The organism is Serratia odorifera, from assembly GCF_041448735.1.
GTDB lineage: Bacteria > Pseudomonadota > Gammaproteobacteria > Enterobacterales > Enterobacteriaceae > Serratia_F > Serratia_F odorifera.
In genome coordinates this window covers 303798-316094 of record NZ_JBGMUT010000003.1, presented here as the reverse complement: position 1 = coordinate 316094, position 12297 = coordinate 303798, and the positions used below count along the sequence as shown (strand labels likewise).

Sequence of the window (12297 nt, the reverse complement as noted above, 5' to 3'; positions counted from 1 at the left end):
TTTACTGTCTGGCGTCCGACTGTGCAGCGGCAATAAAGCGTGCGGTGCTGGTATTCAGGGCGGCGCATTTTTGCTGCAGCGGCGTACCGTCCTGTTGCAACTGTTGATAACGCTGCTGGGCGCGCACCGGCAATTGGCGATACTCCGCCGGCTGGGTATTCCAGCCACGCTGTTGCGCCACCCCGATCGCGCTACGCTGCAGGCTGGCGTCATCCGGAATATCGGTACGCGCACAATGTTGTCGCAGGAACTGGCTACCGGCCAACAGCGCAGACAGCTGATCCAACTGCGCGGTCAGCGACGGTTGCGTCTGCGGCTGCAGGGCGGTCTGTTGACAGCCGGCCAGCAATACCACCGCCGCGGCGGCAAAGGAAAATGAACGAAGCATGCGTTGCATAACGGAGTAACCCACCGAGAATTGGCAAAAGATTCAACTATCTTAGGTCAGCCCCTTAACGCTGACAAGGCACCCTCAATGGATTAAGACTGTTTAAGCCCCCTCTCCCCCCTTACTGATTTTAAGCCCTTTTTGGCCGCGCTGTCGTACAGGCGGCGAAGCGCATTAACGCCTTAATCTCGCCGAGATTAAGGTCTGTTAAGTACGGATTGTGCACGGTTTTACTTAGTCTTGCCCACGGTCGCCGATACACCTGCTGTCAGCCCGAGTCCGGCGGCCATTTGCATTTTTCGACATCATGGAGAGGGAAACATAAAGATGAAACTGAACAAGATCATGTTGGCCATCGCGGCCATGACCGTCAGCGGCGGTGCGTTTGCCCACGGCTACATTGAGAAACCGGAATCACGTGCTTATCTGTGCAAAATGGGCCAGAACAGCGACTGCGGCCAAGCGCAGTATGAGCCGCAAAGCACCGGCGAAGGTCCGGACGGCTTCCCGGCAGCCGGCCCGCGTGACGGTGAGTTGGCCAGTGCCAGCGGCGGTACCAACTGGATCGGCGTCAAACTGAACGAACAGACCGCCGATCGCTGGACCAAGCGCAAAATGCAGTCTGGCCCGAACGAGTTCACCTGGCGCTTCCTGGCAGCCCACCCGATCGCCGATTTCAAATACTACATCACCAAAGAGAACTGGAATCCAAACCAGCCGCTGACCCGCGACTCGCTGGAACTGACGCCGTTCTGCGTCATTCCGGGCGGCCCGGCCTCAACCACCGGCACCTCCACTCACACCTGCGACGTGCCTGAGCGCAGCGGCTACCATGTGATCTACGGCACCTGGGACGTATCCGACACCGCCGCCACCTTCCACCACATGATCGATGCCGAATTCGAACAAGACTATGAAGGCGTGCCGTCGCCGTGGAGCAACACCATCGGCAACATCATGCCAACCATTGATCTGCTGCCAGGCTCTACCGTGAAAAGTCGCGTGTTCGACGCCAACGGCGAACGCCCGGATCTGTCCAGTGAAATCGTCATCAACTCGGCCGCTCAGGGCGAGAAGAGCGTATGGGCACACGCCCTGGCCAGCAAGATCAATCAGGAGCAGGACAATCTGCGCGCCGGCCGCAAAAACAGCAGCGGTGAGGTGGTAGCGACCTACGGCAACAATACCCTTTACACTAAAGCAGATAGCGGCCTGGTGCGGGTTGAGATCCAGGTGACTCCTGCCGAAGAAGGCAGCGTTGGCAACTTCAGCGTAAACGGTTTGCAGGATCAGTACATTATTACCGACCACGCGGCGACCATCAGCTTCGACCTGGCGGTGAATGGCAAACTGGCCTTGGAAGGCAAAATCTTTGACGCCGACAACAATGCCAAAGGCTATTTCAGCGGTGCGCTGGAAGACAGCGCTCAGGGCTTTAACATTCCGCTGAGCGATGTCACCGCCGGCAAATACACCCTGGTGATCACCGGTACCAACGACAAAGGCCAGAGCGTTCAGGACAGCTTCAACTTCTCCCTGCGTGCGGAAAGCAGCGGCGGCGACTATGAGTTCGTCTATCCGGAAGGACTGGGCAACTACAAGGCCGGCACCGTGGTATTGCAACCTCAGACTGACAAAGTGTATGAGTGCAAGCCGTTCCCTTACAGCGGTTGGTGCAACATCAATGCCCCTCACTATGTGCCGGGCGTAGGTTCCAACTGGCAGGACGCCTGGATCGAAAAATAATCGTTCCGCAGCGTTAAACCAGTAAGCCAAATCGCGTGGCCGGGCTCAGAAATGACTCACCGCGCGATTTTTTATTTTTATCCGCGTCATATGTGGATCCTCACGCGTTATTTCATTCATTGGAAATGCCATGTCCGTCACGCCCGCTTCTTCCCAGCGCTCGACGCTGATGGCGCTGATGCTGCGCCTGCATTTTTATCTCGGCCTGTTTATCGGCCCCTTCATTCTACTGGCGGCGCTCAGCGGCACGCTGTATGTGCTGACGCCGCAGTTGGAAAACCGCCTGTACGCCCATTTGCTGTTTACCGATAGCCAGGGCGCCCCGCGATCGCTGGAACAACAGATTTTTGCCGCCCAGCGGGTGGCCGGGGTGCAGACGCCGTTGGTCGCGGTACGCCCGGCGCCGAGCGCGGGACAGAGTACCCGCGTGATGTTCAGCGATGCCACGCTGAAAGCCGGCGAAAACCGCGCGCTGTTCATTGATCCCGTTACGCTGGCGGTGCTGGGCGAAGCCACGGTGTATGGCACCAGCGGCGCGCTGCCGCTACGCATGACCATCGACTATCTGCACAGCGGTACGCTGTTCGGCCCGTTGGGCCGCTACTACAGCGAGCTGGCGGCGTCCTGGCTGTGGGTTGCGGCGCTGGGCGGCGTGGCGCTTTGGGTGCTGCGCAAACCCTCGGCTAAAAAAAATCTGCGCCGACGCCATGCGACGCTGGGCGTGGTGCTGTTGCCGCTGCTGCTGCTGTTCTCCGCCACCGGGCTGACCTGGTCGCAATGGGCAGGAGAGAACATTAGCCAGATCCGGCAATGGCTGCACTGGCAATCACCGGCGTTAAACACCGGGCTGGGCGCGGTAACGGCGCAGAGTGATGAACACGCACACCACGGCACACACGCCGCCCTGAGCACCGCGCCGCGCAACCCGTGGCCGGGGCTGTTCGACGGCGTGCTGCTCCAGGCACGTCTGCACGGCATCGACGCCGCCAGGGTAGAAATCCGCCCACCCGCCGCCGCTGACCGCGCCTGGACGGTCAGCGAGATAGACCGCAGTTGGCCAACCCAGGTCGACGCAGTGGCCATTGACGCCAGCAACTTCAAGATCCTCGATCGGCTGGCGTTCGCACAGTATCCGCTGGTCGGCAAACTGATTCGCTGGGGGATAGATGCCCATATGGGCGTGCTGTTCGGCGTAATCAATCAGTTACTACTGGCGCTGTTCGGTATCGCACTGTGCCTGATGATCGTCTGGGGGTATCTGATGTGGTGGCGTCGTTTAGCGACGCTCGCCATCACGCCACCCGGCACACAGGGGATCGTCGCTTTATGGCGCAGGCTGCCCTGGCGCGTAAAGAGCGGATTACTGCCGTTGGCGGCGTTTGGCGCCTGGCTGATGCCGCTATTGTGCCTGAGCCTGTTGCTGCTGTTGCTGCTGGACAGCGCGCTAAGCCGCCGCAGGTAGCCTGTCATCCATGGACTACAAAAGAGGAGGCGCAGGACTACGTTGCGCGTGCAGCGCACCGATACAAGAAAATTCTTATCACACCAATAATTCCGGGTAATGAAACAGGCACCACTCTTGGCGGCTATCCGCCGCAGCCGGTCTGATAACCGGCTGCGGCAGTTGATATGCCGCGTTCTTTCTTTATCCAGGAGATAAGCATGGCTCACTCTGAGCAACAAAATACGTCCCGTCGCAGCTTGCTGAAACGCACCGCTGGCCTGTCCGCGCTGGCAATGACCGGCATAGCCGGTTTTTCTCTGCCCGCCGTGTCGTTCGCCGCCGCGCTGAGCAAGGAACAACGCGATAACATGACCCCCGATGAGGTGATCGCATCCCTGAAGGCCGGCAATCAGCGTTTTCGCGCCGGCAAAATGCTGCAGCACGACTACCTGGCGCAAAAGCGCGCCAGCCAGAAAGGGCAATATCCTTCGGCGGTGATCCTCAGCTGCATTGATTCACGTGCACCGGCCGAAATCCTGCTGGACGCCGGCATCGGTGAGACCTTTAACAGCCGGGTGGCCGGTAACGTTGAGAACGACGACATCCTCGGCAGCATGGAATTTGCCTGTGCGCTGGCGGGTGCCAAGCTGGTGCTGGTGATGGGCCATACCTCTTGCGGTGCGGTAAAGGGCGCCATCGCCAATGCCGAACTGGGCAACCTGACCGGACTGCTGAACAAGATCAAACCGGCCATTGCCGCCACCCGCTATGACGGGGAACGCAGCGCCAGCAACTACGACTTTGTCGATGCGGTGGCCCGCACCAACGTGCAGATGACGTTGCAGGACATCCGTCGCCGCAGTTCGGTGCTGAACAAACTGGAGCAGGAAGGGAAAATCAAGATCGTCGGCGCCCTCTACCACCTGGTCGGCGGCAAGGTCGAGTTTCTCGCCTGATCCCCCGTCTCGGCTATCTGGAGCCGCAGTGACACACTGCGGCTCTATAGGCAAACCGCCGTGTTAACGGCAACAAAAAGGACAGACCCACTGCGTCTGCCCTGATTTTACATTATCACTAATGGTAGCACCCGCCTCGGGGAAAAAAGCGTTGCCGCAGCCACAGCGGCAACCAAAGGATTATCCTCGGAGGTGAGTAATTCCGTTATTGTTTAATAATATTAGCTTTTTTTAATTTTTCACGCTGTCGGCGCATTCTGCCGGCGGCGTAGGACGCGTCCGATAGCCGCCAGCGGAAAATGACGTTTATCAGACTGCCAAAACCAGACGGCACCACGAGGATCCCATGAAAAGTGCTTTAATTGTCGACGATCATCCGCTGATGCGCATGGCGATAAGATTGATTCTAGAACGCGAGGGCATTGAGGTGCTGGGCGAGGCCGGTGACGGCGCAAGCGCACTGAACCTGGCGCGAACCTTGAACCCGGCGCTGATGGTATTGGATCTCGGCATTCCCAAAATGGATGGGCTGGAAGTGATCACGCGTCTGCGCGCCCTGGGCATGACGACACGTATCCTGGTGATCTCCTCCCAGGTGCAGGAGCATTTCGCCAGCCGCTGCGCGCTGGCAGGGGCGCAGGGTTTTATCGCCAAAAAAGACGCGCTGGAGGGGATGGCGGAAGCGCTGAAAACGCTGCGCGCCGGTCGGGTGTATTTGCCGGCATCCTGCTACGGCACAGGCATTGCCGCCATAGCGCCAGAAAAAAACCGCAGCGAATCGCAGCGGTTGGCTACGCTGTCCGATCGTGAACTGGTGGTATTGCAGTACCTGGCGCGGGGTTGGAGCAACAAGGCGATAGCCGACGAACTGTTATTGAGCAACAAGACCATCAGCACCTATAAGACGCGGCTGCTGGCTAAATTGGATGCACGCAATCTGGTCGATCTGATCGCGCTGGCGGAACGTCACGCGCTGGTTGAATAATCAACGCATGACGCTGCCACGCTCAGCGCGCCGCCAGCCAGGCCTCGATCGCCTGGTTCAGCGTGTCGACGCTCCGCCGTACCGCCTGCCACTGCTGGCGGATCGCCTCCAGCTCCAACGGTTCTTTTTGACACAACCGCTCAAGCCGGATACAGCATTCGGCCACCTGCTGCGCGCCAACGATCTGCACCGCCCCGGAGATGCTGTGAATACGCTTCGCCAACGCCAGCCACGCTTCTGTTGCCAGGCATTGATCTGCCGCCTGCAAGTCCGCCCGATTGCCGTTGAGGGTGGCGCTTAACAGCTCCCCCATCAGCCGATCGTCATGCTGGGTCAAGTTGCGCAGGCCCTGATAGTTTACCAGCGCTTCCAGCGCAACGCCCTGCGCGGCCGCTGCCGTTGCCAGCTGTGGATGCAGGCGCTGCGCCGCGTCGGCCAGTATGCTCTGCAACTGCTGCAACTGCAGCGGCTTGAACAGGCAATCGTCCATGCCGGCCTGCTGGCAGCGCTGGCGTTCCTCCGGCCAGGCATTGGCCGTCAGCCCCATGACGATGGTGGGTTGAGTCTGATGCTGGCGGATCAGCCGCGTCAATGCCAGGCCGTCCATGCCGGGCATGCTGCAGTCGGTGATCACCAGTTCGAATCGTTGCTGCTGCCACAGCATCCAGCCCTGCTCGCCGTCCTGCGCCTCGGTCACCTGATGACCCAGGTGGCCAAGCTGGCGGCGCAACAACAGGCGATTGGCCGGATGATCGTCAACGATCAAGATACGCAGCGCGACGTGACGCACCACGGGTTCCGGCGCTTGCAGCACTGCGCCGATCGGCCGCTCATGGTGTTGATCCACCGGGATGCTGAAGCTGACCCGGGTTCCCTGCGCTGGGCGACTGCTCATCGCGATCTCGCCCCCCATCATGTTCACCAGTTGCGCGCAGATCGCCAGCCCCAGCCCGGATCCTCCGGTCACGCTGCCGTTTTTCGCCTGCACCCAGGGGTCGAAAATATCCTGCTGCTCTGCCTCGCTAATCCCACGCCCGCTATCCTGCACGCTGATGTTGAGCTGCGCGCGGCCGTCAGGCAGCGCGGCGAGATCCAGATCGATATCAATACCGCCTTGTTCGGTGAACTTCACCGCATTGCTGACCAGGTTGGAAATCACCTGGCGGATGCGCAGCGGATCGACAAAGATTTCGTACGGCAGTTGCGTGGGCAGCGAACTGCGCAGCCGCAGCCCTTTCTGCCGCGCCAATCCCTCAAACACCCGCACCACCGGCGGCAGCAGCTCGGTAGTGCGCAGCCATTCCGGCGACAGCTCCAGCCGGCCGGACTCGATGCGCGCCATATCCAGAATGTCACCGATGACCCCCATCAGCGAACGCGCCGATTCCCAGGCCACCCGCACCGGATCTTCGCGGTCGCGGGCCTGGTCAGAGGTTTTTACCGCCAGCTCCAGCAGGCCGATGATGGCGCTGACCGGGGTGCGGATTTCATGGCTCATGGTTGCCAGGAAGGTGCTCTTGGCGCGGTTAGCCTGTTCGGCGTTTTCGCGCGCGTCATGCAGTGCCTTGGCCAGCGCCTGGTGCTCGGTGATGTCCATCCAGGCACAGATCAGCCCGTCGACATGCGCATCCGACCGGGCGTAGGTGACCGCGTAGTGCACCACCGTACGCTGGCGCTCGCCGTCAAAAATATCGACGGTGTCGGTGTGGCTGTGATGTGGGTTGTGCTGGTCGAGCAATCGCTCCGCCGCCGTCTGCCAGACCTGATGCAACGGACTGGCGACGTGCTGCGGGCCGCATAGCCCTGTTTCACGCGCCTCGCCGTGGAAGAAATTACGCCACGCCGGGTTGGACATCACCAGTTCACCGTGGCGATCGACCACATACAACGGGATCGGCACGCTGTTGAGCAGGGTTTCATTGAACATCAGCTGCGACTGCAATCCCTGTTGCGCCTTGTGGCGCGCGGCTACCTCACGCCGCAGGTAAAAGATCCACAGCAGCGAGGTCAGCACCAGCGCACCGCCGCCGCCAGCCAGCAACCAGAACTGGGTACGGTACAGCTGCCAGGTGTTAAGCTGCACGTCCGGCCGGGTTTGCCATTTACTCAGAATGGCAGACATATTGTTAGGGCTGATGCTCTCCAGCGACTTGTTGAGAATGCTCAATAACTCCGGCCGATCGCGCCCAACGGCAAAACGGATCGCCGCCACATCCTTGCCGACGCGCTCCGCCACTTTCAGGCGATCTTTGAAATAGTGGCCGATCATATAGGACGAACCAAACAGGGTGTTCACCGTCGCATCCACTTTGCCTTCGTCCACCCACTGCATCGCCAGGTTGGCGTTGGGCGCGTCAACGATCTCGATACCCGGATAGCGCGCCTGCAAGTCGCGCCGCAGTTCATTCCCCTTTACCAGTGCTACCCGCTCACCGGCCACCAGCGGACGCCCCTGCTCACGGCCGGCCTTGACCACCAGCACAAACGGCGAACTGAAATAGGGGCGGGAAAACAGTAACTTTTGGCTACGTTCCCCGCTGGCGCTAAGGGCGCCGACAAACGCGGCTTCACCGTCGGCGACCTGCTCCATCATCGCGTCCACCGCCCCGGCCGACATCAGTTGAAAGTTCAGCCCGCTGCGCAATTCAATCAAGCGCAACACGTCGGCGGTAACGCCGTAAAAATTGCCGTCGGCATCGATCATGGTAAAGGGCGCATAGAATTCATTGACCGATACCTTGATGGTCGGATTGGCCGCCAGCCATTTTTGCTCTTGAGCGCTGAAGGCGATTTCTTTGCGCACCCGCCACAGATCGGCCCGTTCGCCCCACTGCTGCAGGATCACCTGATGCTGGCTGTCGGGAATGACCGCCAGTACCCGATTGATGCTGTCTAGCAGCATATGCTGATCCTTGCGCAGCAGTAGACGGCTGCCGGTATCACGCTCTGGATAACTGGTTTGTATTTCCAGGTAGGAACTGTAGTTGCGGTCGATCAGGTAAGTGGTGGTGACCAGGCTGCCGATATAAAAATCGCTGTCGCCAAAGGCCACCGACGACAGCGCCTCATCGTCGGAGTCGAAACGCACGATGTGCGCACCGGGGAAGCGTTGCTGCAGCCAGTCATGGTCGTAGTACCAGCGCGAGACCGCCAGTTGCATGCCTTGCTGATAGTGGGAAGGGGTATTATCGCGGCGGTATGCATGCACCAGCACCGGGTTGTCGCCGATCAGTGGGTCAGACATCTCCAGCCCGTTGTCCAGCGGAAACATCTTGCCGGAAGAGTCCACTACCAGATCGACGGCCCCCTTGCGCAGAGCGGCGATGGCAGCGTCACGGCTGGGGTATTCATGCACGTTGACGCGCAGCCCGAGATACTGCGAAATCAACAGCACATAGTCAGCGGTGATGCCCTCGAAACGCCCCTCATCGGTAAAAATGTCCAGCGGCGGGATCGACGGACGCCAAACGGCGACGTTGATGGCATACTTTTTCCCCAACCAGCGCCACACCCGGTCGTCCAAATGAAACGCCGTTGGCGAATAGCTTTCTCGGCTGTTGATCAGCAGAGGTTGCGCCGGCGCATCGGCATACGTCGGCGCCAGGCTCAGCGTCAGCAGCGCTAACAGCAGCGCGCGGAACAGGGCCTGCACGTTAGACGTCCAGGTTATGGCGGCGGGCAAAATCCACCAGCGCCAGCGTCGAATCCACCCCCACTTTCTCAAAGATGCGCCGTTTGTAGGTGCTGACGGTCTTGGTGCTGATGTGCATCTGCTGGGAAATATCAATCACCCTCACCCCACGCGCCAGGTGTTGCAGCACCTGCAGCTCGCGGTTGGACAACCCGGCTATCACCTCGCTATCGGGTGTAAACATTGACGGTGCACCGTGCGCCTGACGCTTGAGCGGGAAATACCCATAACCGCGTTCAATGGCACGCACCGCGTCGGCCAGTTCCTCAAGGTTGTTGCGCTTGCTGACAAAGGCATCCGCACCCGCACCTTGACAGCGGCTGACGTAGTGGTCGTCGTCGCGGCCGGTCAGCACCAGCAGCCCGCCGTCAAAACCGCCGTGGCGCAGCTTCTCCATTAGCTCAATGCCGCTTAAGCCCGGAATGTCCAGATCGACGACTACAATGTCTGGCGTGGGTTGCATGTTGCGAATATGTTGTAAAGCCCGCAGCCCGTCGTCGACTTCGCCCACTATCTGATGCCCGGCGTTTTCCAGCAACATACGTACCGCGAGGCGGGCTACCGGGTGATCGTCAATGATAAAGATGGATGCCATGCTGGTGTTTAACTCCCGTTTCGCCAGGTAATCAAAATAGTATAAACCACACGCGATGGGTATCGTTGCGTTGAAAACAGCGAGATCCTTTTTACCAACTTTCCGCACACCAGCTTTATCAATGCTCAAGTAATAAGAAAAACCGGCACTTGTGCCGGCTTACGAAGTCACATCACGCCATTTTAGTAGAAAAGATAAAGCCATTGGACTGGCAACCGGCAGCGGGCCACCGCATGCTGGCGCCAAGACCTGATTTATTTGTACGAATAGAGTCTTGTCCTTTGGCGTAATTTTGTATGCCGCCAAAAGCTGAATGCGCTGAATACGCAAAGAACGCAGATTATGCTGAAAGTGATAATTATGCCGATCATTTTCTTCCTGGTGATAAAATTAAAAGGTTGTCGAAGATAGTGATGCGACAGGTCTCTTTGGACGTTAATCGCCTTGGCAGCGTAGCAAAAGGTTAAAAATTGTGAATCGGATAATATGAGGGAATTTGTAAGGCATGGATGACAAGCAGAGGAAATGCTATTCCCCTGTGCCGATGAAAGAGCGTATCACCTAACAACCTCCTGCAGATTTAACATTTTTTATACCCTTTGCGCGATGCTGAAAATCGCGCATTTATCACCGTACAATTCCATTGCTGACAAGCCGTTAGCGCTGAATCCTTTCCCTACAGCATCGCTCCGCCATTCCCATTAATAACGCCCATTAATTATGCTGTTATATGCCATCATTCATTCACTAAAGGATAGCGCTAATTTATGGAAAACATGTCAATTCTCCATTCCCTGCCAAGGGTTCAATTATGAAAAGCTGCCATGTAATAACACCGTGCCATTTCACCAGGGTTGCCATACGCCAACTTATCGGCTCACAGCCGGTCACCATCCCCCCGACAGCCGAACTTTTAATCATAGACATCCGATATGACCTATCATTGATAGAATTGGTATTACGGCTGAAAACCCTAAAGACACTGTTTCCCCACCGTCGCTGCATTTTCATTGCCGATCCCATCAGGAGTAAAATGCCCCATCATCTTGGTGATGATTATATCGATAGCAACAGCGCCCTTGAGGAAATCCTGCATAAGATAAACACAGCAATAGGCTCAGGCCGTTTGCGCAGTTGCGCGGAGCATTATGCAACCATCATAAAAAACATTAATATTACCGAGGCGCAAATGCGCGTAATGCGCGAAATCATGCGTGGCATGAGCACCAATCAAATTGCCAAGAAACACACCCTGAGTGTTAAAACCGTTTACAGCCATGCCAGCAATATTAAGGAAAGATTAAATATCTCCACCCGTTATACTTTATTCCACTATTTTACCAACAACAGCTCTGCCATTAGCGTTATCGAAAGTAATTTTTTACGAAACAGCTAACAAAAATAACATTTGGCACCAGGGAATTGCTTTTCAAACACCATTAAAAATATAAAAATAGTGTTAAAATAAAAATTACCGTTAACCGCGTCATTCGCACTTTGCCCAGTTGGGGCTACAACGCTGATTTAGCGCCCCCCACGCTATTATTCCAACTAAAAATCCCTTTCATTGACCCCTGCGGCAAGCGTTATCCGCCTATCGCGGTCTGATTGCCATGAGCCGGTACCAACCCTCCCCGGGTGAAAGGCCGTTTGCCAGAGGCTCATCATCCGGCAGTGCGCCCGGGAAGAGCGTGCCCTCCCCTTAGCGTCAACATTGTTTGGTTAAAACCTTATAAATGCGTTAACGTTAAGCGCTGCAACTAATGCCCCGGCAAATATCGATAGGAATAAATAACTTATGTTTAGCAAAAACTATGACGTTGATCCCAGGCATGTCGATTTTCAAGGCGTGGTAGACGGCCTCTATTACCCTTTCTACCTTGAATGGGCGCGCCATGCGTTTATGGCAGAAGCGCTGGGGCTGGATATCGAGGAGGAATTCAAGCAGGGCCGCGTCCATATGCTGCTGGAGTATTCGCTCAAGTTTAAGAAGAGCCTGAAGGCCGGCGACAGCATGGTGGTCACCTGCAAACCGGTAAAAAGTGAAAAACGCAACCGGGTGAACTTCGAGCAGCAAATTCTGGTGAATAATGTGGTCTACGCCGAAGCGGTATTTGTCGCCACCTGTTTGGTCAATGGCCGCCCGTCGGTGCCGGAAAGTCTGGCGCAGCTGTTTGAATAACCGCACGGCTACGCTAACCGCCCGGCTAGCCAGCGCTAGCAGGGCGTTTTATCCGCTTGCCCAGATGCATCACACCGATAGTGTATTACCGACCATGGTGATTACCCGCTATAAAACTTTTCTCCGCTGCCAAACCTGTGCCATGCTCCTCGCCAGTGCGGCAAGCGCACATGCAAGTGCCTAAACGTTGTTATATGCTTTTGCCCAGCACTGTCACAGATCGTTAACGAGGGCACAGATGGATATCTCCCTGCTTGCAGGACAACGGAGCACTGCCTGGTCGGCAACCATGATCAATCTGGAAGCCCGA

General features: G+C 57.3%; 9 protein-coding genes. 6 read left to right on the top strand and 3 right to left on the bottom strand.

Features of this window, described 5'->3' with window-relative positions:
• Position 1 precedes the first annotated feature (1 nt).
• The gene (gspS, locus tag ACCC84_RS11910; protein WP_273872383.1) at positions 2-397 is read right to left on the bottom strand and encodes a type II secretion system pilot lipoprotein GspS; all 396 of its coding nucleotides are present in this window, start codon (positions 395-397) and stop codon (positions 2-4) included.
• Positions 398-715: 318 nt separating this feature from the next.
• Here gspS and gbpA point away from each other — a divergent pair, with 318 nt between their 5' ends.
• The 4 genes from gbpA (at position 716) to ACCC84_RS11890 (ending at position 5519) form a co-directional block, all read left to right on the top strand.
• Positions 716-2134 (top strand): N-acetylglucosamine-binding protein GbpA, encoded by a 1419-nt coding sequence (gbpA, locus tag ACCC84_RS11905; protein ID WP_004958531.1) that lies wholly within the window; start codon positions 716-718, stop codon positions 2132-2134.
• 130 nt (positions 2135-2264) lie between these two features.
• Positions 2265-3596 carry a PepSY-associated TM helix domain-containing protein gene (locus ACCC84_RS11900; protein ID WP_371901937.1) on the top strand — a complete coding sequence of 444 codons (1332 nt, stop codon included), beginning with the start codon at positions 2265-2267 and terminating at the stop codon, positions 3594-3596.
• 200 nt (positions 3597-3796) lie between these two features.
• Complete coding sequence (locus ACCC84_RS11895; protein ID WP_102991036.1) at positions 3797-4534, top strand: carbonic anhydrase; 738 nt, start codon at positions 3797-3799, stop codon at positions 4532-4534.
• A gap of 346 nt (positions 4535-4880) precedes the next feature.
• Positions 4881-5519, top strand: coding sequence for a response regulator transcription factor (locus tag ACCC84_RS11890; RefSeq protein WP_004958523.1), 639 nt, complete (start codon positions 4881-4883; stop codon positions 5517-5519).
• A 22-nt stretch (positions 5520-5541) separates the two neighbouring features.
• On the opposite strand, the gene ACCC84_RS11885 is transcribed toward ACCC84_RS11890, so the two are convergent.
• The gene (locus ACCC84_RS11885) at positions 5542-9171 is read right to left on the bottom strand and encodes a response regulator (RefSeq protein WP_371901936.1); all 3630 of its coding nucleotides are present in this window, start codon (positions 9169-9171) and stop codon (positions 5542-5544) included.
• 1 nt (position 9172) lies between these two features.
• Complete coding sequence (locus tag ACCC84_RS11880; protein ID WP_039991716.1) at positions 9173-9805, bottom strand: response regulator; 633 nt, start codon at positions 9803-9805, stop codon at positions 9173-9175.
• Between the two features lie 1033 nt (positions 9806-10838).
• On the opposite strand from ACCC84_RS11880, the gene ACCC84_RS11875 reads away from it, so the two are divergent.
• Positions 10839-11201 carry a helix-turn-helix domain-containing protein gene (locus ACCC84_RS11875; RefSeq protein ID WP_039991714.1) on the top strand — a complete coding sequence of 121 codons (363 nt, stop codon included), beginning with the start codon at positions 10839-10841 and terminating at the stop codon, positions 11199-11201.
• Positions 11202-11603: 402 nt separating this feature from the next.
• Positions 11604-11987: an acyl-CoA thioesterase gene (locus tag ACCC84_RS11870; protein ID WP_004958505.1), complete on the top strand. Its 384-nt coding sequence runs from the start codon at positions 11604-11606 to the stop codon at positions 11985-11987.
• Positions 11988-12297 lie beyond the last annotated feature (310 nt).